The 22343-nt window shown below is 70.9% G+C and carries 21 protein-coding genes; 10 read left to right on the top strand and 11 right to left on the bottom strand.

Annotated features, from left to right (window positions below; genetic code table 11):
- The first annotated feature begins 46 nt into the window (after positions 1-46).
- From ACIRP7_RS35465 to ACIRP7_RS35450, 4 genes are read left to right on the top strand one after another with little or no spacing between them, the layout of a single operon-like run.
- On the top strand, positions 47-397 hold the full coding sequence (locus ACIRP7_RS35465) for a hypothetical protein (protein ID WP_403667976.1): 351 nt from the start codon (positions 47-49) through the stop codon (positions 395-397).
- Positions 394-1542, top strand: coding sequence for an NAD(P)/FAD-dependent oxidoreductase (locus ACIRP7_RS35460; RefSeq protein ID WP_403667973.1), 1149 nt, complete (start codon positions 394-396; stop codon positions 1540-1542). The genes ACIRP7_RS35465 and ACIRP7_RS35460 overlap by 4 nt, the downstream gene beginning before the upstream one ends.
- The gene (locus ACIRP7_RS35455; RefSeq protein WP_403667970.1) at positions 1539-2603 is read left to right on the top strand and encodes a saccharopine dehydrogenase; all 1065 of its coding nucleotides are present in this window, start codon (positions 1539-1541) and stop codon (positions 2601-2603) included. The genes ACIRP7_RS35460 and ACIRP7_RS35455 overlap by 4 nt, the downstream gene beginning before the upstream one ends.
- Positions 2596-3750, top strand: a complete 1155-nt coding sequence (locus ACIRP7_RS35450) for a saccharopine dehydrogenase family protein (protein ID WP_403667968.1) — start codon at positions 2596-2598, stop codon at positions 3748-3750. The genes ACIRP7_RS35455 and ACIRP7_RS35450 overlap by 8 nt, the downstream gene beginning before the upstream one ends.
- Before the next feature lie 4 nt (positions 3751-3754).
- On the opposite strand, the gene ACIRP7_RS35445 is transcribed toward ACIRP7_RS35450, so the two are convergent.
- Positions 3755-4981: a serine hydrolase domain-containing protein gene (locus ACIRP7_RS35445; protein ID WP_403667966.1), complete on the bottom strand. Its 1227-nt coding sequence runs from the start codon at positions 4979-4981 to the stop codon at positions 3755-3757.
- 157 nt (positions 4982-5138) lie between these two features.
- Here ACIRP7_RS35445 and ACIRP7_RS35440 point away from each other — a divergent pair, with 157 nt between their 5' ends.
- Both ACIRP7_RS35440 and ACIRP7_RS35435 read left to right on the top strand, forming a co-directional pair.
- Entirely contained in the window at positions 5139-5588 is a 450-nt protein-coding gene (locus ACIRP7_RS35440; RefSeq protein WP_403667962.1) for a PPOX class F420-dependent oxidoreductase, read from the top strand.
- 215 nt (positions 5589-5803) lie between these two features.
- A complete protein-coding gene (locus ACIRP7_RS35435) occupies positions 5804-6214 on the top strand; it encodes a VOC family protein (protein ID WP_403667960.1) in 411 nt (136 codons plus the stop codon).
- 6 nt (positions 6215-6220) lie between these two features.
- Here ACIRP7_RS35435 and ACIRP7_RS35430 read toward each other — a convergent pair whose 3' ends face one another.
- Positions 6221-7561 carry an MFS transporter gene (locus ACIRP7_RS35430; protein WP_403667959.1) on the bottom strand — a complete coding sequence of 447 codons (1341 nt, stop codon included), beginning with the start codon at positions 7559-7561 and terminating at the stop codon, positions 6221-6223.
- A gap of 139 nt (positions 7562-7700) precedes the next feature.
- Entirely contained in the window at positions 7701-8366 is a 666-nt protein-coding gene (locus ACIRP7_RS35425) for a TetR/AcrR family transcriptional regulator (RefSeq protein ID WP_403667956.1), read from the bottom strand.
- Positions 8367-8496: 130 nt separating this feature from the next.
- On the opposite strand from ACIRP7_RS35425, the gene ACIRP7_RS35420 reads away from it, so the two are divergent.
- Positions 8497-9372: a shikimate dehydrogenase gene (locus ACIRP7_RS35420; protein ID WP_403667954.1), complete on the top strand. Its 876-nt coding sequence runs from the start codon at positions 8497-8499 to the stop codon at positions 9370-9372.
- Positions 9373-9379: 7 nt separating this feature from the next.
- On the opposite strand, the gene ACIRP7_RS35415 is transcribed toward ACIRP7_RS35420, so the two are convergent.
- The 8 genes from ACIRP7_RS35415 to tkt form a co-directional block, all read right to left on the bottom strand.
- Positions 9380-10849: a membrane-associated oxidoreductase gene (locus ACIRP7_RS35415; RefSeq protein WP_403667951.1), complete on the bottom strand. Its 1470-nt coding sequence runs from the start codon at positions 10847-10849 to the stop codon at positions 9380-9382.
- A gap of 99 nt (positions 10850-10948) precedes the next feature.
- On the bottom strand, positions 10949-11536 hold the full coding sequence (locus ACIRP7_RS35410; protein WP_403667948.1) for a histidine phosphatase family protein: 588 nt from the start codon (positions 11534-11536) through the stop codon (positions 10949-10951).
- A 7-nt stretch (positions 11537-11543) separates the two neighbouring features.
- Positions 11544-12422, bottom strand: a complete 879-nt coding sequence (gene gnd / locus ACIRP7_RS35405; RefSeq protein ID WP_403667946.1) for a phosphogluconate dehydrogenase (NAD(+)-dependent, decarboxylating) — start codon at positions 12420-12422, stop codon at positions 11544-11546.
- Position 12423: 1 nt separating this feature from the next.
- Positions 12424-14076, bottom strand: coding sequence for a glucose-6-phosphate isomerase (pgi, locus tag ACIRP7_RS35400; RefSeq protein WP_403667943.1), 1653 nt, complete (start codon positions 14074-14076; stop codon positions 12424-12426).
- A complete protein-coding gene (gene opcA / locus ACIRP7_RS35395) occupies positions 14069-15004 on the bottom strand; it encodes a glucose-6-phosphate dehydrogenase assembly protein OpcA (protein WP_403667940.1) in 936 nt (311 codons plus the stop codon). Before opcA ends, pgi begins: the two co-directional genes overlap by 8 nt.
- Positions 15001-16536, bottom strand: coding sequence for a glucose-6-phosphate dehydrogenase (gene zwf / locus ACIRP7_RS35390; protein WP_403667937.1), 1536 nt, complete (start codon positions 16534-16536; stop codon positions 15001-15003). Before zwf ends, opcA begins: the two co-directional genes overlap by 4 nt.
- Positions 16533-17678 carry a transaldolase gene (tal, locus tag ACIRP7_RS35385; protein ID WP_403667934.1) on the bottom strand — a complete coding sequence of 382 codons (1146 nt, stop codon included), beginning with the start codon at positions 17676-17678 and terminating at the stop codon, positions 16533-16535. The genes zwf and tal overlap by 4 nt, the downstream gene beginning before the upstream one ends.
- A gap of 19 nt (positions 17679-17697) precedes the next feature.
- Positions 17698-19773: a transketolase gene (tkt, locus tag ACIRP7_RS35380; protein WP_403667931.1), complete on the bottom strand. Its 2076-nt coding sequence runs from the start codon at positions 19771-19773 to the stop codon at positions 17698-17700.
- Positions 19774-19919: 146 nt separating this feature from the next.
- On the opposite strand from tkt, the gene ACIRP7_RS35375 reads away from it, so the two are divergent.
- From ACIRP7_RS35375 to ACIRP7_RS35365, 3 genes are all read left to right on the top strand, one after another.
- Positions 19920-20834, top strand: coding sequence for a helix-turn-helix domain-containing protein (locus ACIRP7_RS35375; RefSeq protein ID WP_403667929.1), 915 nt, complete (start codon positions 19920-19922; stop codon positions 20832-20834).
- A gap of 34 nt (positions 20835-20868) precedes the next feature.
- Positions 20869-21258: a VOC family protein gene (locus ACIRP7_RS35370; RefSeq protein ID WP_403667926.1), complete on the top strand. Its 390-nt coding sequence runs from the start codon at positions 20869-20871 to the stop codon at positions 21256-21258.
- A gap of 189 nt (positions 21259-21447) precedes the next feature.
- A complete protein-coding gene (locus ACIRP7_RS35365) occupies positions 21448-22338 on the top strand; it encodes an alkaline phosphatase family protein (protein ID WP_403667923.1) in 891 nt (296 codons plus the stop codon).
- The last annotated feature ends 5 nt before the right edge of the window (positions 22339-22343 follow it).

The raw sequence follows: 22343 nt of genomic DNA, 5'->3' as shown, positions 1-22343 counted from the left end.
CCGTCGGGCGGGGTTCCGGGAGGGCGGATCCGGACAGGAAGAGGGAATGACCGACGACGTCCTCTTCCTCTCCGGGGAGCGGGCCACACGCCTGCTCGACGCGGACACGTCCAACGCGGCGGCCGGGCCGCCCACGGCCTGCGCGGCGGTCTCGGTGCTCGCCCCGGTGACCGGTCGCCCGGCCGCCGCCATGGACGGCGCCGCGGTGGCGACCCTGCGCACGGCCGCAGCGCGCACCGTCGCCGTCGGCCCGCTCGCGGCGCCCGACAGTCCCGACCCCGCCGTTCCGCGCGTGGGGTCCTCCGGGCCCACCCGCCAGGAGGCCGGCACGGAGGTCCCACGGCGATCCGTCGGCGTCGTCATGGCCGACCCCGCAGTGACGGGGGAACGCCGGTGAGTACGCGTACGGCCGCGGTCGTCGTCATCGGTGGCGGTGTCATGGGCACGAGCATCGCCCGCCATCTGGCGCGCGCGGGCGTGACGGACGTGGTGCTCGTCGAGCGGGACGAGCTCGCCTCCGGCTCCACCTCGAAGGCGGCGGGCGGGGTGCGGGCGCAGTTCTCCGACGAGCTCAACATCCGGCTGGGGGCGCGCAGCCTGGAGGCGTTCGGGCGGTTTGCCACCGAGACCGGGCAGGACATCGGGCTGCACCGGGTCGGCTATCTCTTCGTGCTGTCGACGCCGCAGGAGGTGGCCTCCTTCGAGGAGAGCGTGCGGCTGCAGAACTCCCTCGGCGTCCCGAGCCGCATGATCGACCTGGCCGAGGCGCGCGGGCTCTCCCCGCTCATCGCCACCGACGGACTGCTCGCCGCCGCCTTCTCGCCCGACGACGGGCACTGCACCCCCAGGTCCGTCGTCCAGGGCTACGCGGCCGACGCCCGCCGGCACGGCGTGACCATCCTGCGGCACACCGAGGTCACCGGCATCGAACTGCGCGGCGACGACATCACGGCCGTCGTGACGACCAGGGGCCGGATCGCCACCGGCACGGTCGTCTGCGCGGCCGGCGCCTGGTCGCGGGCCATCGGCGCGATGGCCGGCGTGGACCTGCCGGTCGAGCCGCTGCGCCGCCAGATCGCGGTCACCGAACCGGTCCCGGGGCTGCCGCCCGACCTCCCCATGACCATCGACTTCACCACCAGCCTCTACTTCCACGGCGAGGGCCCCGGCCTCCTCCTCGGCATGTCCGACCCCGACGAGACACCGGGCTTCGACACCACCACCCACGACCGCTGGATCCCCCGCCTGGCCGAGGCAATCCAGCACCGCGCCCCCGCCCTCCTCGACCTGCGCCGCACCGGCGGCTGGGCCGGCCTGTACGAGGTCACCCCGGACCACAACGCCCTCATCGGAGAGGCCACTTCGGTCTCCCGCTTCCTGTACGCGACCGGCTTCTCCGGCCACGGCTTCCTCCAGGGACCGGCCGTCGGCGAGGTCGTCCGCGACCTGTACCTCGGCCGCGTACCCTTCGTGGACATCAGCCCGCTCAGCGCCGGCCGGTTCGCGGCCGACGCCCCGCGCCCGGAGGCCAACCGCGTATGACCGAGCTCCATCTGTGGCTGCGCCACGAGGTCCGTTCCACCGAGCGACGCACGCCCGTCGTGCCGTCCGACGCCCGACACCTCGTCGACAGCGGGGTGACGCTGACCGTCGAGGAGTCCCCGCAGCGGATCTTTCCGATCGAGCAGTACGAGGCGGCCGGCTGCGGAGTCGCGCCCGCGGGTTCGTGGGCCACCCGGGCGCCGCGGGACGCCGTGATCCTCGGTCTGAAGGAACTCCCCGACGAGCCCGCCGCCCTGCCGCACCGGCACGTCTTCTTCGGGCACGCCTACAAGGGGCAGCCGGGCGCCCCGGAACTGCTGCGCCGGTTCGCCGCCGGGGGAGGGGCCCTCCTCGACCTGGAGTACCTGGTCGACGACCACGGCCGCAGGCTCGCCGCCTTCGGGTTCTGGGCCGGCTACCTGGGCGCGGCCCTGGCCGTGCTCCAGCACCGGGGCAGGCTGTCCGTGCCGCTCACGCCCACCTCCCGGGAGGAACTGGAGGAGGTGCTGCGGCCCGTCGCCGGGGACGAGGAGTTCACGGCGCTGGTGATCGGGGCGCTGGGCCGCAGCGGGCAGGGCGCCCGCGTCGCGCTCCGGGCCGCCGGCGTCGAGCCCACCTGCTGGGACCTCGCAGAGACCCGCGACCTGGACCGCGCGGCCCTGCTCGCCCACGACGTGCTGGTCAACTGCGTCCTCGCCACCACCCCCGTCCCGCCCTTCGTCCGCGAGGCGGACCTCGACGACCCGGGCCGCCGGCTGCGCACCCTCTCCGACGTCACCTGCGACGTCGGCTCGCCCCTGAACGTCCTGCCGGTCTACGACCGCGTCACCGAGTGGGCCGAGCCGGTCCGCCGGCTGCACAAGGAGCCCCCGCTCGACCTGATCGCCATCGACAACCTGCCGTCCCTGCTCCCGGAGGAGTCGAGCGTCGGCTTCTCGGAGTCCCTGCTGCCCCTGCTGCCGGCGTTCGGGACCGGCGGCCCCTGGAGGCGCTGTCTGGACCGGTTCCACCAGGCGTGCCGTGAACTCGGCATCGAGGAAGGGGAGTTCCGCCGTGGCTGACCTGGTTCCCGCGACCGGCACCGTCCACTGGATCGGCGCCGGGCTCTCCACCGGCAGCGGTCTGGCCGCCCTGTGCGACACGGCCGACCGCGTGCTGCTGTGGCACCGCACCGAGGAGCGGGCGGAAGAGGCTCTCGAAGAACGGGGACTCAACGGACGGGCCGCGCCGCGCGCCTACACGCTGCCCGCGCTCGCGGCCGAACTGACGCCCGGGGACGTCGTCGTGTCGATGCTGCCCGCCCCCGAGCACGCCGGGATCCTCGCCGCCTGTGTCCGGGAGAACGCCCACTTCGCCTGCTCCAGCTATGTGTCCGACGCCGTCCTCGAACAGGTCCCGCAGGCGCACGAGGCCGGGATCGTCGTCCTCACCGAGGCAGGCCTCGACCCGGGCATCGACCACCTCTTCGCGCACAGCCTCGTCGCGCGGGCCCGCGAGGCCATCGGCGACGGGACACCGGCGTCGTACGGCCTCACCTCCTACTGCGGTGGTGTGCCCGCCGTCCCGAACGACTTCAGGTACCGCTTCAGCTGGGCCCCCGCCGGAGTCCTGAACGCCCTGCGCTCGCCCGCCCGTTACCTCGACCACGGCACCCCGGTCACCGCCGAACGGCCCTGGGAGGCGACCCGGCGCCATGTCGTGGACGGCGAGACCTTCGAGGTCTACCCCAACCGCGACAGCATCCCTTTCGTCGAGCAGTACGGCCTGCCCGCCGCCTGGACACCGCGGACCTTCGTGCGCGGGACCCTGCGTCTGGACGGCTGGCTGCGGGCCTGGGAGCCGGTCTTCGAGGAGCTGAAGGCCGGGGACGACACCCGGATCGCCGTCCTGGCCCAGGAACTGGCGGCCAAGTACCCGACCACGGACGCCGACCGCGACCGGGTCGTCCTCGCCGTCTCCCTCGACGTGCGCGCGGAGGACGGCCGTACCTGGTCCGGCGGCTATCTGCTCGACCTGGTGGGTGACGACGAGGACAGCGCCATGGCGCGCTGCGTCTCCCGCACCCTCGCCCTGGGTGTCGGCCACATCCTGGACGGCTCCCTCCCGGCAGGCCTGAACCGGGCCGCCGAGACCGCGGCACGCTCGGAGAGGTGGCTGGGCGAACTCGCCCGCAGCGGCGTGCACTTCGCCCTGCGGGTCGATCAATAGACGCCTAGGACACGACCGCCTCGTGGACCAGCCGCTTGAGATCGGGGAAGAGCTTGAGCGATTTCGGTCGCACCTGGGTGAAGAACTGCACGGTCAGATCGCGGCCCGGGTCGACCCAGAAGGTCGTGGACGCCGCCCCGCTCCAGCCGAAGGAACCGAGGCCGCAGGGGGCCACGGTGCGGGCGGGGTCGATCACCACGGAGACGCCGAGACCGAAGCCGACGCCGTCGTTGCCGGGCTCGTCGTGGGCCGGCTTGGTGCCGAACGCGCGCAGGTCGGCGCCGCCCGGGAGGTGGTTGGAGGTCATCAGGTCCACCGTGTCGGCGGACAGCAGGCGGGTGCCGTCCAGTTCGCCGCGGCGCCGCAGCAGCTCCGCGAAGCGGTGGACGTCGTACGCCGACGCCACCATGCCGCCGCTGCCGGACAGCAGACGGGGGCGGCCCCGCAGCGGCAGTCCGAGGACCGGCTCGATGGTGCCGTCGTCCTTCTCGCCGTACAACTCCGAGAGCCTGGGGGCCTGTTCGTCCGTCACCCAGAAGCCTGCGTCGGGCATCCCGAGGGGACCGAAGACCCGCTCGGCGAGGAAGGCGTCCAGGGTCTGGCCGGACGCGATCTCGATGACCCGGCCCAGGACGTTGGAGGCGACCGAGTAGTTCCACTGGGTGCCCGGCTCGAACTGGAGCGGCAGGCTCGCGTACACGGCGACCGTCTCGGCGAGGTCCGAGCCCGGCAGTACGGACGACTCCAGTCCGGCCTCGCGGTACAGGGCGTCGACCGGGTGGGAGTGGTAGAAGGCGAAGGTCAGACCCGCGGTGTGGGTCATCAGATGCCGCACCAGGATCGGGCCGTCCGCCGGACGGGTCGTGAGGCTGTCGCCGGAGCCGTCGACGTAGACCCGGGGCCGCGCGAACGCCGGCAGATACTCGGCGACCGGGTCGTCCAGCGACAGCCGGCCCTCCTCCACCAGGATCAGGGCGGCCACCGCGGTGACCGGCTTCGTCATCGAGTAGATCCGCCACAGGGTGTCGGCCTCGACGGGCAGGTCGGCCGCGAGGTCGCGCCGGCCGTGCGTGCCGAGGTGGGCGACGCGTCCGCCGCGGGCGACGGACACCAGGAAGCCGGGGATCCGGCCCTCGTCGACGTAGTGGGCGAAGTGCTGGTCGAGGCGGTCCAGCGCCTTCGCGTCCAGCCCCACCTCACCGGGATCCACCTCTTGCCGAAGCTGTGCCATCGCTCTCCTCCGTCGCGTCCTTCGAGGTGCGGACCGACATACCCCGCCCGGACCACCTCAGACATCATCGTCGCTCAGAAAACCGCGACGAGCGGCGGGTCGGCCGGGATCCGCGGTCGCGGGAATGCCGGGCACGGGTGGGCCGGTTGATCGAGTCATGACCGATGACGCGACGCAGGACGCACTGCTCAGGCTGCTCTCCGAGAGCCACGGCGGGGTGCTGATCACCCTCAAACGCGACGGAAGGCCCCAGCTGTCGAACGTCACCCACGCCTACTACCCCGACGAGCGGATCATCCGGGTCTCCCTCACCGACGACCGCGCCAAGACCCGCAATCTGCGCCGGGATCCCCGTGTCTCGTACCACGTGACGACGCCGGACCGGTGGGCGTACACGGTCGCCGAGGGCACGGCCGACCTCACCCCGGTGGCGACGGACCCGCACGACGACACGGTCGAGGAGCTCGTCCGCCTGTACCGGGACGTCCAGGGAGAGCATCCCGACTGGGACGACTACCGGGCGGCGATGGTCCGGGACCGGCGGCTGGTGCTGCGGTTGCGGGTGGAGCGGGCGTACGGGATTCCCGTAGGAACGTTGGGCGGCTGACCGACGGCCGGGCACTCAGGCCGACCGACCGAGGGCGAAGCCGACACGCGACGACAGGGCACGGCGTGCCGCCCGGAAGGCGTGAGCCGTCGCCACCATCACCGGCACGAGCAGCGGCCCGCCGGTCCTACGACCCCGGACGCAGGCCGGATGGCCGATGCGCCGGGGGTCGGCGGCCGCCTAGGCTGACCGGGACACCGAGGGAAGAGGTCAGCATGCCCGTCGACGGCCGCAGCCACGTCCGGATCGCCCGTCCCTCCCGGGACCTGGCCGCCGCCGAGCGGTTCTGGGTCGAGGGGCTCGGGCTGGGGGTCGTGTGGCGTGCCGAGGGTGGCCCCGAACCCGGTGAGCACGACCTCCTGATGCTCGGCTGGCCGGACGCCGGCTGGCATCTGGAGCTCGTCCACGAGCAGGGCCATCCCGTAGAACCCCGCCCCACCGAGGAGGACCTGCTGGTGATCTACGTCGACGGTCCGGTGCCGGAGGACCTCGTCGCCCGCCTGGAGAGCCACGGCGGCAAGCAGGTGCGGTCGCCCAACCCGTACTGGAACGAGTGGGGGGTCACGGTGGAGGACCCGGACGGGTACCGGCTCGTGCTGTGCACGCGGGGCTGGTCGAACGGGTAGGCCCGGTCAGGCCGTCACCGTCTCAGGGCGGGGCGCCTCCCGCGGTGCGCGTGTGCCGAGCGCCTCCGTGGGGACCTTGTGGGTCTCGCGGGCCGTCAGGACGGCGATCACCGGCGGGACGCACAGGACCGCGGTGAACACGGCCACCGAGAACCAGTCGGTGCCGTCGGGGCCCGCGATCCGCGCCGCGAAGGTGACCGCGAAGCCGGCCACCGCGAAACCGATCTGCGTGCCGATCGCCATGCCCGACAGCCGGACCCGGGTGGAGAACATCTCGCCGTAGAAGGACGGCCAGACACCGTTCGCGGCGCTGTAGACGACACCGAAGGCCACGATGCCGAGCAGCAGCGTCAGCGGGTAGTTGCCCGTGGAGATCGCCCACAGGTAGAGGAACATCGTCACCGCGCTGCCCGCCGCGCCGATCAGGAAGACCGGCCGCCGCCCGATGCGGTCCGACAGCGTGGCCCACGCCGGGATCGCGGCGAGCGCGACGAGGTTGGCGAGCGCGCCCACCCACAGCATCGAGGAACGGCTCATCCCGACCGCGTCGCTCGTCGCGTACGCCAGCGCCCACACCGTGAAGATCGTGGAGACCGAGGCGATCAGCGCGCCCCCGATCACCCGCAGCACATCCGCCCAGTGCTCCCGCAGCAGCACCACGAGCGGCAGCTTCGGGACGCCCTCGGAGGCGGCCTGCTGCTCGAACGCCGGGGTCTCGGCCAGCCGGCGGCGGATCACGAAGCCGACCACGGCGACCGCCACGCTCAGCCAGAACGGCACCCGCCAGCCCCAGGACAGCAACTGGTCCTCGGGCAGCGCGGCGACGGGCAGGAAGACCAGGGTGGCGAGCAACTGCCCGCCCTGGGTGCCGCTGAGCGTGAAGCTCGTGAAGAAACCCCGCCGGTGCGCCGGCGCGTGTTCCAGGCTCATGGAGTTGGCGCTGGCCTGCTCACCGGCCGCCGAGATGCCCTGCAGGACCCGGCACAGCACCAGCAGGACCGGGGCGAGGGTGCCGACCTGGTGGCGGGTGGGCAGACAGCCGATGAGGAACGTCGACAGGCCCATCAGGATCAGCGTGAAGACCATGATCTTCTTACGGCCTACCCGGTCGCCGAAATGGCCGAGGAAGAGCGCGCCGACCGGCCGGGCCGCGTAGGCGACGCCGAACGTGGCCAGCGACAGCAGGGTCGCGGTGGCCGGGTCGGACTCGTCGAAGAACACCTTGGGGAAGATCAGGGCTGCGGCGCTGCCGTAGATGAAGAAGTCGTAGTACTCCAGGGCGCTGCCGATCCAGGCGGCGGTGGCGGCCTTTTTCGGTTGCCCGACGGCTTCGGCGGGGACGGACACGGCGGTGCTCCATTCGGGGGGACTCCGGGGAGCTACCCAGTTAATTAACCCACTGGGTAGTTAGTAGCGGTTGCCCACGGATGTTGCGCTCACGGGTCCCGGGTGTCAAGGGGTCCGGCCGTGCCGCCTCAGTGCCGCCTCAGCGGCCGGACCGTTCCGCCGTCAGGTAGGCGATCACCATGTCGCCGAGCATGGCCCGGTAGTGCTCGCGCTGCTCCGGCGCGACCAGGTCCCGGCCGAACAGGGCGCCGAAGGTGTACCGGTTGGCTACCCGGAAGAAGCAGAACGAACTGATCATCGCGTGCAGGTCGACCGCGTCCACGTCGGCCGTGAACAGGCCCGACTCCTGCCCCGAGGCCAGGATGCGGCGGATCACATCGAGCGCGGGCGAGCCGATCTTCCCCAGCTTCTCGGAGGCGGCAATGTGCTCGGCCCCGTGGATGTTCTCGATGCTGACCAGGCGGATGAAGTCGGGGTGCTGCTCGTGGTGGTCGAAGGTCACCTCCGCGAGGCGCCGGATCGCCGCGACCGGGTCCAGGTGCTCGACGTCCAGCTCCTGCTCGGCCTCGCGGATCACGCCGTACGCCCGCTCCAGGACGGCCGTGAACAACTGCTCCTTGCCGCCGAAGTAGTAGTAGATCATCCGCTTGGTGGTGCGGGTGCGGGCGGCGATCTCGTCCACGCGGGCGCCGTCGTAGCCGGCCCGCGCGAACTCCTGGGTCGCCACGTCGAGGATCTCGGCCTGGGTGCGGGCGGCGTCGCGGATCCGCCCGTTCGGTCGTGCCGGTTCGTCGACGCTGGTCATCGGGTTCCTTCGGGAGAGCGGCCGGTGCCGCAGATTCTAGAAGGCGCCGCCCGGCTCTTCCCCGGTGGCGGCCCGGCTGATATAGCTAACGTACTGGTTCGTACATTAGTGCTCGGCTCGGGAGGTCCGTGTGGCCAAGGACTCGTTTCTCGTCGGACTGATCGGCGCCGGTGTCGGCCCCTCGCTGAGCCCGGCGCTGCACGAGCGGGAGGCGGACCGGCAGGGCCTGCGTTATCTGTACCGGCTCATCGACATCGACGTGCTCGGGGTCCGTCCCGAGGCGGTCGGCGAACTGCTGTGCGCCGCCCGCGACCTGGGCTTCGACGGGCTGAACATCACCCACCCCTGCAAGCAGCTGGTCATCGGACACCTGGACGCGCTCGCCCCGCAGGCCGAGGCGCTCGGCGCGGTCAACACCGTCGTCTTCGAGAACGGCCGGGCGACCGGCCACAACACCGACGTCACCGGCTTCGCCGCGTCCTTCGCGCGCGGGCTGCCCGACGCACCCCTGGAACGGGTCGTCCAGCTGGGCGCCGGCGGCGCGGGGGCGGCCGTCGCGCACGCCATGCTCACCCTGGGCGCCGGGCGGGTCACCGTCGTCGACGCGCTCGCCGACCGGGCCGCCGACCTCGCCGCCTCCTTGAACCGTCACTTCGGCGAGGGCCGGGCGACCGCGGCCGTCCCCGACCGACTGCCCCAGCTGCTCGCCGACGCCGACGGCCTCGTGCACGCCACCCCCACCGGCATGGCGGCCCACCCCGGTCTGCCCCTCCCCGCCCGCCTGCTCCGCCCCGAGCTGTGGGTGGCCGAGGTCGTCTACCGCCCGTTGGAGACGGAACTGCTGCGCACCGCCCGCGCAGTCGGCTGCGCCACGCTCGACGGAGGCGGGATGGCCGTCTTCCAGGCCGCGGACGCGTTCCGGCTGTTCACCGGGCGCGAGCCGGACGCGGCCCGGATGCTCGCGGACATCGCGGAGCTGGCGGGCGTGGTCGGCTCCCCCAAGTAAGCAGGAATCACTGGCGGTTGACGGTCCGGGTCACACCGGCGAAGACCGTCGTGGCCAGGATCCAGCCCGCGATGACCAGCGTGTACGACAGCGACTGGTACCAGCCGCGCGGCGCGAAGGCGCCCTCCTGGCCGAAGGAGATCACCGGCAGCAGCAGGTCGAGGGTGTAGAACAGCGCGTTGAAGTGCGGGGCCTCGTCCGCCTTGAGCGGTGGCGGGTGGTGGAGGCCGTAGGCGACCGTGCCGACGGCGAGCAGGGAGAGCAGCCAGACGCAGGCCCGCAGGGGGTGGAAGCCGTAGCCGACGGTGGCGTCCTGCACGTGGCCCCACAGGCGCCCGTACCAGGCGAGGGTGGCGCGGTGGCGGCGCTGCTTGGCGAGCTGGACCAGTCGTGCGGCGCGGTCGTCGCCGATGCGGCGGTAGGCGGCGGTCAACTGCTCGTAGGCGTGCGGGACATAGCCCTCCCGGTCCCGTTCCAGCATCGGCAGGCGGCGCTCGGCGGGCTCCTGGGGGGTGAGCGAGGTGTAGACGAGCTTGTTGAACTGCACCTCGTCCGGAACCACCTCGGGTTCCAGGAACAGGTCGTCGATCTGGGCCCGCCGCAGGCTCAGGGTGCCCTGAATGCGTGGCCCCTTGCGCAGCCACAGCTCCCCGATGGTGGAACTGTTCGCCCTGAGTGCCGCGTCGCCCGGGTTCGACAGATGCGCGTACGAGAAGTCGAGCCGGCCCGCGATCCGCGCGCCCCGGAGACCGATCCAGCCGAAGGTGTGCACCCGGCGCAGATGGACGTCGCCCTCCACGACGAGGGTCTGCGCGTCGAGGACGATGTCGCCGGGGTGGCTGAGCCGGGCGTCGATGAGGTTGACGGAACCGGCGACGGTGGCACCGTTGAGGCGGACCTCGCCGTGGGCGCGCAGGCCCGGCGCCCACAGGTCGTCGCCGATGCTCATGTGGTTGAGCTGGAGCGCGGGTTCACCCGCGTCGACCGCGGTGATCTCGGCGCGGTCCATGAACAGCGCTCCGGCGATCTGCGCCCCGCCGAGCCGCACCGGGCCGTTCACCTTGCAGTCCGTCAGCCGCAGTACGGCATCCACGCGCATGGTGGCGGCGGTCAGTCCGGGCAGCACGGAGTTGCTGAGGTTCAACTGGCGCAGCCGGCAGCCGTACAGCAGCGGGGTGTCCTCGAAGAAGCACCGGCTGAGGCGTACCGCGTGGTCGACCGTCCCGTACTGGAGGCCGAGCACCCCGGTGATGCGGGCACCCGCGAGCTTGAGGGCGGGTATCTCCCCGTCCTCGACCGGCCCGTTGAGCATCAGCGCCCGCAACACGACGGCCCGGACCGTGCGTTCGGGGCCCCACGCGCCGCCGGCCACCACGTCCTCGTCCTCGTCCTCGGCCGTACCGAAGTCCACGGCCTCGCCCTTCGGGAAGGCACGCCACACCCGCAGTTCGGCCGGGGTCAGGTTGTCGATCTCCATCAGCCGTGACTCTCCAACGCACACGTCACGGTGTCAACACGCCCCGCGGACGACGACGGCCCGGGAGCCTGTGCTCCCGGGCCGTGCGCAACTGCCGTTCTAGACCCTGGTGTTCCACTCCGCGATCACCGGACGGTCGTGTTCCATGGACAGCCGGCTCACCGTGCCGGTCGCCAGCTGGAACAGCCGGCCCTCCTCCGGGGCGAGCCCCAGCCGGCGGGCCGTGAGGACCCGCAGGAAGTGGGCGTGGGCCACGAGGACCACGTCACCGTCGGGAAGGGCGGCCTCGACGCGGGCGAGGACCCGGTCGGCGCGGCGGCCGACCTCCACGGGTGATTCGCCGGGGTGTCCGTCCGGGCCGGGCGGAACCCCGTCGGTCCACAGGTCCCAGTCGGGCCGGGTGCGGTGGATGTCGACGGTGGTGACGCCCTCGTAGGCGCCGTAGTCCCACTCGTGGAGGTCGGGGTCGGTCAGGGCCCCGGTGAGACCCGCCAGCTCGGCGGTGCGTATCGCACGGCCCAGCTCACTGGTCAGGGCGAGCGAGAAGGACCGGCCCGTCAGGAGCGGAGCGAGTGACTTGGCCTGTTCCTCGCCGTGTCGGGTGAGGGGCAGGTCGGTCCAGCTGGTGTGCTGTCCCGACGCGCTCCATTCCGTCTCGCCGTGGCGGACCAGGAGGAGATCCCCCATGACGCGCCTACTTCTTCGCTTCGACGGCGTGCCCGCCGAACTGGTTGCGCAGTGCCGCGACCATCTTCATCTGCGGGGAGTCGTCCTGGCGGGACGCGAACCGCGCGAACAGCGAGGCGGTGATCGTGGGCAGCGGCACCGCGTTGTTGATGGCCGCCTCCACGGTCCAGCGGCCCTCGCCGGAGTCCTCCGCGTAGCCCTTGAGCTTGTCCAGGTGCTCGTCGTCGTCGAGGGCGTTGACCGCGAGGTCGAGCAGCCAGGAGCGGATGACGGTCCCCTCCTGCCAGGAGCGGAACACCTCTCGCACGCTGTCCACCGACTCGACCTTCTCCAGGAGCTCCCAGCCCTCGGCATAGGCCTGCATCATGGCGTACTCGATGCCGTTGTGGACCATCTTGGAGAAGTGCCCGGCCCCGACCTTGCCCGCGTGGACATAGCCGTACGGCCCCTCGGGCTTGAGCGCGTGGAAGATCGGCTGGAGCCGGTCCACGTGCTCCTTGTCGCCGCCGACCATCAGCGCGTAGCCGTTCTGGAGGCCCCACACGCCGCCGGAGACACCGGCGTCCACGAAGCCGATGCCCTTGGCGCCCAGCTCCTCGGCGTGCTTCTCGTCGTCGCTCCAGCGGGAGTTGCCGCCGTCGACCACGGTGTCACCGGGGGAGAGGAGGTCGCCGAGCTCGTCCACGACGGACTGGGTGGCGGCGCCGGCCGGGACCATCACCCACACCGTGCGCGGCGCCTCGAGCTTGTCGACCAGCTCGGACAGACTCGCCACGTCGGACACTTCGGGGTTGCGGTCGTAGCCGACCACGGTGTGGCCGGCGCGGCGGACGCGCTCGCGCATGTTGCCGCCCATCTTGCCGAGGCCGATCAGTCCCAACTGCATGTCAGAGCACTTCCTTCAGTTCACGGTAGGCGGCCACCAGGGCGGTGGTGGAGGGGTCGAGACCGGGGACGTCCGCACCCTCGGTCAGGGCGGGCTCGACGCGCTTGGCGAGGACCTTGCCGAGCTCGACGCCCCACTGGTCGAAGGAGTCGATGTTCCAGACCGCGCCTTGCACGAACACCTTGTGCTCGTAGAGGGCGATGAGCTGGCCGAGCACGGAGGGGGTGAGCTCCTTGGCCAGGATCGTGGTCGTGGGGTGGTTGCCCTGGAAGGTGCGGTGGGCCACCTGCTCCTCGGCCACGCCCTCCGTGCGCACCTCCTCGGCGGTCTTGCCGAAGGCGAGCGCCTGTCCCTGCGCGAACAGGTTGGCCATCAACAGGTCGTGCTGCGCCTTGAGTTCGTCGCTCAGCTCGTCGATCGGGCGGGCGAAGCCGATGAGGTCGGCCGGGATGACCTTGGTGCCCTGGTGGATCAACTGGTAGTAGGCGTGCTGCCCGTTGGTGCCGGGCGTGCCCCACACCACCGGTCCGGTCTGCCACTGAACCGGGTTGCCGTCCCGGTCCACCGACTTGCCGTTGGACTCCATGTCCAGCTGCTGCAGATAGGCGGTGAACTTCGACAGGTAGTGCGAGTAGGGCAGAACGGCGTGCGACTGGGCGTCGTGGAAGTTGCCGTACCAGATGCCCAACAGGCCCAGGATCAGCGGTGCGTTGGCCTCGGCGGGCGCGTTCTGGAAGTGCTCGTCGACGATCCGGAACCCGTCGAGCATCTCCCGGAAGCGGTCCGGGCCGATGGCGATCATCAGGGAGAGACCGATCGCCGAGTCGAAGGAGTAGCGGCCGCCGACCCAGTCCCAGAACTCGAACATGTTGTCCGGGTCGATGCCGAAGTCCGTGACCTTCTCGGCGTTCGTCGACAGCGCGACGAAGTGCTTGGCGACGGCCTTGTCGTCGCGCAGACCCGCCGGGCCGTCGAGCAGCCAGGTGCGGGCCGACGTGGCGTTCGTGATCGTCTCGATCGTGGTGAAGGTCTTGGACGCGACGATGAACAGGGTCTCCGCCGGATCCAGGTCCCGCACGGCCTCGTGCAGGTCGGCGCCGTCCACGTTGGAGACAAAACGGAAGGTCAACTCCCGTGCCGTGTAGGGGCGCAGGGCCTCGTAGGCCATGGCGGGGCCGAGGTCGGAGCCGCCGATGCCGATGTTGACGACGTTCTTGATCCGCTTGCCGGTGTGACCGGTCCACTCGCCGGAGCGGACCCGGTTCGCGAAGTCGCTCATCCTGTCGAGGACGGCGTGCACACGGGGCACGACGTTCTCGCCGTCGACCTCGACGACCGCGCCCGCGGGGGCGCGCAGCGCGGTGTGCAGTACCGCCCGGTCCTCGGTGAGGTTGATCCGCTCGCCGCGGAACATGGCGTCGCGGAGCCCGAACACATCGGTGGCGGCGGCCAGTTCCTGGAGCAGGGTCAGCGTCTCGTCGGTGATCAGGTGCTTGGAGTAGTCGATGCGCAGATCGCCCACGCGCACCACGTACCGCTCCGCGCGGCCCGGGTCCTCGGCGAACAGCTCACGCAGATGCGCGTGCTGTTCGGTCCGGTGATCCTCCAGGGCCGTCCACTCGGGGCGACGCGTCAAAAGAGGGGAGTCAGACATGAGCAGGGGTCTCCTCGGTGGCCTCGCCCTGCAGGGCGACGGCGTACATCTCGTCGGCGTCGAGGCGGCGGAGCTCCTCGGCGATGAGTTCGGAGGTGGTGCGGACCTTCAGCGCGAGGGTCCGGGGGGGCTGACCCGGCAGGGACAGCGTGGCCAGCGGGCCCTCGGGACGGTCGATGACGATCTCGCCGTTGGCGGTGGCCAGACGGACGGCCGTGACGACCGGACCGTCGGTGACCACGCGGTCGATCCGCACCTTCAGCCGCGCCTCCAGCCAGCGCGCGAGCAGTTCGGCGGCCGGGTTGTCGGCCTCGGCCTCCACGGCCCCGGAGATGATCTCGGCGCGGGCCTGGTCGAGGGCCGCCGCGAGCATCGAGCGCCACGGGGTCAGCCGGGTCCAGGCGAGGTCGGTGTCGCCCGGCGCGTAGGAGCGGACCCGGGTCTCCAGCACCTGCATCGGGTGCTCCACCGCGTACAGGTCGGTGATCCGGCGCTGGGCCAGCGCGCCCAGCGGGTCCTTCGCGGGGTTCTGCGGCGCCTCCACCGGCCACCACACGACGACCGGGGCGTCCGGCAGCAGCAGCGGCAGCACGACGGAGTCGGCGTGGTCGGAGACCTCGCCGTAGGTCCGCAGGACGACCGTCTCGCCGGTGCCGGCGTCGGCGCCCACCCGGACCTCGGCGTCGAGGTGCGAGTTGGTGCGGTCGCGGGGGGTGCGGGCGTGCCGCTTGATGACGACCAGGGTGCGCGAGGGGTGCTCGTGCGAGGCCTCCTCGGCCGCCTTGATCGCGTCGTAGGCGTTCTCCTCGTCCGTGACGATCACCATCGTCAGGACCATGCCCACCGCGGGGGTTCCGATGGCGCGGCGACCCTGCACCAGCGCCTTGTTGATCTTGCTTGCCGTGGTGTCGGTCAGGTCGATCTTCATGGCCTGCGCCAGCTCCGTCCGTCTCGTGCGAGCATCTCGTCGGCTTCCTCGGGTCCCCAGGTACCCGACGCGTACTGCGCCGGACGGCCGTGGTTCGCCCAGTGCTCCTCGATCGGGTCGAGGATCTTCCAGGACTCTTCCACTTCCTGGTGACGCGGGAACAGGTTGGCGTCCCCGAGAAGGACGTCCAGGATGAGCCGCTCGTAGGCCTCCGGGCTGGACTCGGTGAACGACTCGCCGTAGGCGAAGTCCATCGTCACGTCCCGGATCTCCATCGAGGTGCCCGGCACCTTCGACCCGAACCGGACGGTCATGCCCTCGTCCGGCTGCACCCGGATGACGATGGCGTTGGAGCCGAGCTCCTCGGTGGCGGTGGAGTCGAAGGGCGAGTGCGGGGCCGTCTGGAAGACGACCGCGATCTCGGTGACCCGGCGGCCCAGCCGCTTGCCGGTGCGCAGGTAGAAGGGCACGCCCGCCCAGCGGCGGTTGTCGACGTTCAGCCTGACGGCCGCGTACGTGTCCGTCGTGGAGGCCGGGTCGATGCCCTCCTCCTCCAGATAGCCGAGCACCTTCTCGCCGCCCTGCCAGCCACCCGCGTACTGCCCGCGCACGGCGTGCGCGCCGATGTCCTCCGGCAGCTTCACGGCCCTGAGGACCTTCAGCTTCTCGGTGAGCAGCGACTCGGCGTCGAAGGCGGCCGGCTCCTCCATGGCGGTCAGCGCCATCAGCTGGAGCAGGTGGTTCTGGATGACGTCACGGGCGGCGCCGATGCCGTCGTAGTACCCGGCCCGGCCGCCGATGCCGATGTCCTCGGCCATCGTGATCTGGATGTGGTCGACGAACGACCGGTTCCAGATCGGCTCGTACATCTGGTTGGCGAAGCGCAGTGCCAGGATGTTCTGGACGGTCTCCTTGCCCAGGTAGTGGTCGATGCGGAAGACCTGGTCCGGCTCGAACACGTCGTGCACGAGGGCGTTGAGCTCGCGGGCGCTCTTCAGGTCGCGGCCGAACGGCTTCTCGATCACCGCCCGCCGCCAGGACCCCTCGGGCGCGTTCGCAAGACCGTGCTTCTTGAGCTGCTGGACGACCTTGGGGAAGAACTTCGGCGGTACGGACAGGTAGAAGGCGTAGTTGCCGCTCGTGCCGCGCACCTTGTCGAGGTCCTCGACGGTCTGGCGCAGCTGCTCGAACGCCGTGTCGTCGTCGAAGTCGCCCGGGATGAACCGCATTCCCTCGGCGAGCTGCTGCCAGACCTCCTCACGGAACTCGGTCCGCGCGTGCTCGCGCACGGAGTCGTGCACGATCTGCGCGAAGTCCTCGTCCTCCCAGTCCCGGCGGGCGAACCCGACGAGCGAGAAGCCCGGCGGGAGCATGCCGCGGTTGGCGAGGTCGTAGACGGCCGGCATCAGCTTCTTGCGGGACAGGTCGCCGGTGACCCCGAAGATGACGAGCCCGGAGGGCCCGGCGATCCGCGGCAGGCGCCGGTCGCGCTCGTCGCGCAGGGGGTTGTCCCAGTCGGCGGTGATGGTCATTCCGCGTCCACTCCCTTGCTGTTCAGCGACTTGGTGACGGCGTCCAGCAGCTCCTGCCAGGCGGCCTCGAACTTGGCGACACCCTCGTCCTCCAGCTGCCGCACGACCTCGTCGTAGGAGATCCCCAGCGCCTCCACGGCGGCCAGGTCGGCGCGGGCCTGAGCGTAACGGCCGCTCACCGTGTCGCCGGTGATCGCGCCGTGGTCGGCGGTGGCGTTCAGCGTGGCCTCCGGCATGGTGTTGACCGTGCCGGGCGCGACCAGGTCGTCGACGTAGAGGGTGTCCTTGTAGGACGGGTCCTTCACGCCGGTCGAGGCCCACAGCGGGCGCTGCTTGGTGGCGCGGGCGCCGCCGAGCGAGGTCCAGCGCGGACCCGCGAAGACCTCTTCGTACGCCTGGTAGGCGAGCCGCGCGTTGGCGAGCGCGGCCTTCCCCTTGAGCGCGAGGGCCGCGTCCGTGCCGAGAACCGTCAGCCGCTTGTCGATCTCGGAGTCGACGCGGGAGACGAAGAAGGAGGCGACGGAGTGGATGGCCGAGAGGTCGAGCCCCTTCTTCGCGGCCTTCTCCAGACCGGCCAGGTAGGCGTCCATCACCTCGCGGTAGCGCTCCAGGGAGAAGATCAGCGTGACGTTGACGCTGATCCCGAGGCCGATGACCTCGGTGATGGCGGGGAGACCCGCCTTCGTCGCGGGAATCTTGATCATGACGTTCGGGCGGTCCACGAGCCAGGCGAGCTGCTTGGCCTCGGCGATCGTCGCCGCCGTGTTGTGGGCGAGGCGCGGGTCGACCTCGATGGAGACCCGGCCGTCCCGGCCGCCGGTGGCGTCGTACACCGGACGCAGCACGTCGGCGGCGGCGCGGACGTCGGCCGTGGTCATCATCCGTACGGCCTCGTCGACCGTCACGCCCCGGGTGGCGAGGTCGCTCAGCTGCTCCTCGTACCCCGCTCCGGAGCCGATGGCGGCCTGGAAGATGGACGGGTTGGTGGTGACGCCGACGACGTGCTTCGTGGCGACGAGTTCGGCGAGGTTGCCCGACTCGATCCGCTTGCGTGACAGGTCGTCCAGCCAGATGGAGACGCCTTCGTCGGACAGGCGCTTGAGTGCTCCCGCGGTCGCGGTCGCTTCGGTCACAGTGATCATCTTCTTTCTGGCGGTCGGATCAACCACGCGCGGCGGCGAGGGATTCCCTGGCGGCCGCGACGACGTTCTCGGCGGTGAAGCCGAACTCGGCGAACAGGACCTTCGCATCGGCGGAGGCGCCGAAGTGTTCGAGGGAGACGATGCGTCCTGCGTCACCTGTGAAGCGGTACCACGTGAGACCGATACCGGCCTCGATTGCGACGCGGGCTCGCACGGACGGCGGAAGGACGCTCTCCCGGTACTCCTGCGGCTGCTCCTCGAACCACTCCACGGACGGCATCGACACCACCCGGGTACCCACCCCGTCCGCCTCCAGCTGCTCCCGCGCGGCGACGGCGAGCTGGACCTCGGAGCCGGTGGCGATGAGGACGACGTCGGGAACCTCCGTGGAGGAGTCCCGGAGCACGTACCCGCCCTTGGCCGCGTCCGGGTTCGGGGCGTACGTCGGCACACCCTGGCGGGTGAGTGCGAGACCGTGCGGGGCCGGGTCGGTGGCGTGCCGCTTGAGGATCTCGGCCCAGGCGGTCGCGGTCTCGTTGGCGTCGGCCGGGCGGACCACGTTCAGGCCCGGGATGGCGCGCAGCGAGGCGAGGTGCTCGACCGGCTGGTGGGTCGGGCCGTCCTCGCCGAGGCCGATGGAGTCGTGCGTCCAGACGTAGGTCACGGGCAGCTGCATCAGGGCGGACAGGCGCACCGCGTTGCGCATGTAGTCGGAGAACACCAGGAAGGTGCCGCCGTAGATCCGCGTGTTGCCGTGCAGCGCGATGCCGTTCATCTCGGCTGCCATCGAGTGCTCGCGAATACCGAAGTGGACGGTACGGCCGTACGGGTCGGCCTCCGGGAGCGCGTTGCCCTTCGGCAGGAAGGAGCTGGTCTTGTCGATGGTGGTGTTGTTCGAGCCGGCGAGGTCGGCGGAACCGCCCCACAGCTCGGGGAGCACCGGGCCCAGCGCCTGCAGGACCTTGCCGGAGGCGGCACGGGTGGCGACGGAGGAGCCCTCCTCGAAGACCGGGATCGCGGACTCCCAGCCCTCGGGGAGCTGGCCGGCGACGATCCGGTCGAAGAGTTCGGCCCGCTCGGGCTGCTCACCGCGCCACACGGAGATCTGCTTGTCCCAGGCCGCGTGCGCCTCGGCGCCCCGGTCCAGGGCCAGACGGGTGTGACGGATGACCTCGTCCGGGACCTCGAAGCTCTTCTCCGGGTCGAAACCGAGGACCCGCTTGGTCGCGGCGACCTCGTCGGCGCCGAGCGCGGAGCCGTGGGCGGCCTCGGTGTTCTGGGCGTTCGGGGCGGGCCAGGCGATGATCGTGCGCATCGCGATGATCGAGGGACGCCCGGTCTCTGCCTGCGCCGCCTTCAGAGCCGCGTACAGGGCCTGGACGTCGATGTCGCCGTCGGCGCCGGGCTCGATGCGCTGGGTGTGCCAGCCGTAGGCCTCGTACCGCTTCAGCACGTCCTCGGAGAACGCGGTGGCGGTGTCGCCCTCGATGGAGATGTGGTTGTCGTCGTAGACGAAGACCAGGTTGCCGAGCTTCTGGTGGCCGGCGAGGGAGGAGGCCTCGGCGGAGATGCCCTCCTCCAGGTCGCCGTCGGAGACGATCCCCCAGATGGTGTGGTCGAAGGGGGACTCGCCCTCGGGGGCCTCGGGGTCGAAGAGGCCGCGCTCGTAGCGGGCGGCCATCGCCATGCCGACGGCGTTGGCGACACCCTGGCCGAGCGGCCCGGTCGTGGTCTCGACGCCGGCGGTGTGCCCGTACTCGGGGTGACCGGGCGTCTTGGAGCCGTGGGTGCGGAAGGCCTTCAGGTCGTCCAGCTCCAGCTCGTACCCGGAGAGGTAGAGCTGGGTGTAGAGCGTCAGCGAGGTGTGCCCGGGGGAGAGGACGAAGCGGTCACGGCCGGTCCACTCGGGATCGGCCGGGTCGTGACGCATCACCTTCTGAAAGATCGTGTACGCCGCGGGGGCCAGGGCCATCGCGGTGCCCGGGTGGCCGTTCCCGACCTGCTGCACGGCATCCGCCGCCAAGAGGCGGGCGGTGTCGACGGCACGCCGGTCGAGTTCGGTCCATTCGAAGCTGTCCGGTGTCTGCGTGCTCATCTTCAAGAAGTCCTCGATCGGAGCGGGATGGCTGGTCTGACGTGTTCAAACTTAAAAGTCAGACTTTTACGGTGGAAGGTCGCGGTGTGTCAGCCTGTGGTGAAAGTGGGACACGGAACGCTCCAGGCAGGCGGCACGAGCACGACATGGCGGACAGAACCCCCCAAGCCTCCGTCCAAGGCGGAGACGGTGACGGCACAGTGGACGGGATCAGAACGTTCCCCTTCCCCAGCGAACTGAGTGTGTGCGGAGTCGGCATGCAGGTCGGCCCGATGGGAGCAGGGCGCACCTGGCACGCGGATGCCCCGTTGGAGCGCGTCCACCGCATCGACTTCCATGTCGTGATGCTCTTCGACGGCGGTCCCGTGCGCCACATGATCGACTTCGCCGAGTACGAGGCGACGGCGGGCGACCTGTTGTGGATCCGCCCGGGCCAGGTCCACCGCTTCTCACCGACGAGCGAGTACCGCGGAACCGTCCTGACCATGCAACCGGGCTTTCTGCCGCGTGCGACGGTCGAGGCGACGGGGCTCTACCGCTACGACCTGCCGCCGCAGTTGCGGCCCTCCGGCGCCCAGTTGGCGGGTCTGAAGGCCTCGCTGACCCAGCTTCAGCGGGAGTACGAGGACTCCTCGACGCTCCCGCTGAGCCTGCACACCTCGGTCCTGCGGCACTCGTTGACGGCGTTCCTGCTGCGGCTGGCCCACCTCGCGGCGAGCTCGGCGGAGGCCGGGCGGCGGGCCGAGTCGACGTTCACCCTGTTCCGGGACGCGGTGGAGAAGGGCTTCGCCACCAACCACAGTGTCAGCGCGTACGCCGACGCGCTGGGCTACTCCCGCCGGACCCTCGTGCGCGCGGTGCGCGCCGCGACGGGGGAGACCCCCAAGGGGTTCATCGACAAGCGGGTCGTACTGGAGGCGAAGCGGCTGCTCGCCCACACGGACCTGCCGATCGGGCGGGTGGGGGCGGCGGTGGGCTTTCCCGACGCCGCGAACTTCTCCAAGTTCTTCCATCAGCACACCGACATGACGCCGGCCGCGTTCCGGACCGAACTCCGATAGGCCGACCGGACGGAACTCTGACAGGAGGGTACCCATGGCCCGACTGCGGGACATCGTCTTCGACTGTGTTCACCCCGCCGCCACGGCCCGGTTCTGGGCCGCCGCGATGGACGGCTACTCGATCGCGCCCTACGACGACGAGGAGTTGGCCCGGCTGAGGGCCCTCGGGGTCACGGACGTCGAGGACGATCCGAGCGTGCTGGTGGAGTCCTCGCGGGGCGGGCCCCGGCTCTGGTTCCAGGTGGTGCCGGAGGGCAAGGGGTGCAAGAATCGGGTTCACCTGGACCTTTCCGCCACGAACAGGGAAGCGGAGGCCGAGCGGCTCGTCGGCTGGGGTGCGAGGGTCAGGGACCGGTACGCGGACCATCTCGTGCTCGCCGACCCCGAGGCGAACGAGTTCTGCATCGTGGACGGCGACGGATGAAGTCCCGCAGGACCGCCGCTCCATGACACGTGCTTGACTTGCGCTTTGCCATGCGTGACCTGTGCATGGGGTGATCTTTGCCCGGAGGAACCCACGGTTCGCCCGGCCTTCACGCGGACCCGGCCCAAGGCTTCTAGGGTGGCGGCGCCGCTTCCCCGAACGTCCGTCACCTCTGTCCGGAGGACAGTCATGGCCGCCGTCAAGGCACCGCAGCGCAACCGACGTTCCCTCTCCGCACTCGCCGGAGCCCTCGCCCTCACCGCCACCTCGATCGGCGTGTGGGCCGCAACCGCCTCCACCGCCGAGGCAGCCGCTCTCCCCACCCCCGACCACGTCGTGGTCGTGGTGCTGGAGAACCACGCCTACTCGCAGGTCATCGGCAGCTCCAGCGCCCCCTACCTCAACAACACCCTCAAGGCGGGTGGCGCCGACCTCACCCAGTCCTACGGCCTCACCCACCCCAGTGAGCCGAACTACTACATGCTGTTCTCCGGCTCCAACCAGGGCCGCACCGACGACAGTTGCGTCGGGGTCGGTTCCCTCAACAAGCCCAACCTCGCCTCCGAGCTGATCGCCGCGGGCCAGACCTGGGCGAGCTACAACGAGTCGCTGCCCAGCCAGGGTTCGACGACCTGCAGCAGCGGGAACTACGCGCAGAAGCACAACCCGTGGTTCGGCTTCTCCAACGTGCCGACCAGCACCGCGAAGACCTTCGCGCAGTTCCCGACCGACTACACGACCCTGCCCAAGGTGTCCTTCGTCGTCCCGAACCTGTGCAACGACATGCACGACTGCTCGGTGTCCACGGGCGACACCTGGATCAAGAACAACCTGGGCGCCTACGCCACCTGGGCCACGACCCACAACAGCATCCTCGCCGTCACCTTCGACGAGGACAACAGGCTCTCCGGCAACCGCATCCCCACCCTGTTCTACGGGCAGCACGTCGCCCCCGGCAGCACCAGCTCCACCACCTACAACCACTACAACGTGCTGCGCACGGTGGAGGACCTGGCCGGTCTGAGCGTCCACGCGGGCAACGCCGCCTCCGCCTCCGACATCACCGGCATCTGGAACTGACGCCC

This window comes from Streptomyces sp. NPDC102270, from assembly GCF_044766405.1.
GTDB lineage: Bacteria > Actinomycetota > Actinomycetes > Streptomycetales > Streptomycetaceae > Streptomyces.
Note: the sequence above shows the minus strand (reverse complement) of the source record. Positions and strands in the feature narration are given on the sequence as shown.

Bases quoted from the DNA above. Each gene is read 5' to 3' on its own strand.
- ACIRP7_RS35465 (WP_403667976.1), top strand. From the start codon at position 47: ATGACCGACGACGTCCTCTTCCTCTCCGGGGAGCGGGCCACACGCCTG.
- ACIRP7_RS35455 (WP_403667970.1), top strand. From the start codon at position 1,539: ATGACCGAGCTCCATCTGTGGCTGCGCCACGAGGTCCGTTCCACCGAG.
- ACIRP7_RS35445 (WP_403667966.1), bottom strand. From the start codon at position 4,981: ATGGCACAGCTTCGGCAAGAGGTGGATCCCGGTGAGGTGGGGCTGGAC.
- ACIRP7_RS35440 (WP_403667962.1), top strand. From the start codon at position 5,139: ATGACCGATGACGCGACGCAGGACGCACTGCTCAGGCTGCTCTCCGAG.
- ACIRP7_RS35435 (WP_403667960.1), top strand. From the start codon at position 5,804: ATGCCCGTCGACGGCCGCAGCCACGTCCGGATCGCCCGTCCCTCCCGG.
- ACIRP7_RS35425 (WP_403667956.1), bottom strand. From the start codon at position 8,366: ATGACCAGCGTCGACGAACCGGCACGACCGAACGGGCGGATCCGCGAC.
- ACIRP7_RS35415 (WP_403667951.1), bottom strand. From the start codon at position 10,849: ATGGAGATCGACAACCTGACCCCGGCCGAACTGCGGGTGTGGCGTGCC.
- ACIRP7_RS35410 (WP_403667948.1), bottom strand. From the start codon at position 11,536: ATGGGGGATCTCCTCCTGGTCCGCCACGGCGAGACGGAATGGAGCGCG.
- gnd (WP_403667946.1), bottom strand. From the start codon at position 12,422: ATGCAGTTGGGACTGATCGGCCTCGGCAAGATGGGCGGCAACATGCGC.
- pgi (WP_403667943.1), bottom strand. From the start codon at position 14,076: ATGTCTGACTCCCCTCTTTTGACGCGTCGCCCCGAGTGGACGGCCCTG.
- opcA (WP_403667940.1), bottom strand. From the start codon at position 15,004: ATGAAGATCGACCTGACCGACACCACGGCAAGCAAGATCAACAAGGCG.
- zwf (WP_403667937.1), bottom strand. From the start codon at position 16,536: ATGACCATCACCGCCGACTGGGACAACCCCCTGCGCGACGAGCGCGAC.
- tal (WP_403667934.1), bottom strand. From the start codon at position 17,678: ATGATCACTGTGACCGAAGCGACCGCGACCGCGGGAGCACTCAAGCGC.
- tkt (WP_403667931.1), bottom strand. From the start codon at position 19,773: ATGAGCACGCAGACACCGGACAGCTTCGAATGGACCGAACTCGACCGG.
- ACIRP7_RS35375 (WP_403667929.1), top strand. From the start codon at position 19,920: ATGGCGGACAGAACCCCCCAAGCCTCCGTCCAAGGCGGAGACGGTGAC.
- ACIRP7_RS35370 (WP_403667926.1), top strand. From the start codon at position 20,869: ATGGCCCGACTGCGGGACATCGTCTTCGACTGTGTTCACCCCGCCGCC.
- ACIRP7_RS35365 (WP_403667923.1), top strand. From the start codon at position 21,448: ATGGCCGCCGTCAAGGCACCGCAGCGCAACCGACGTTCCCTCTCCGCA.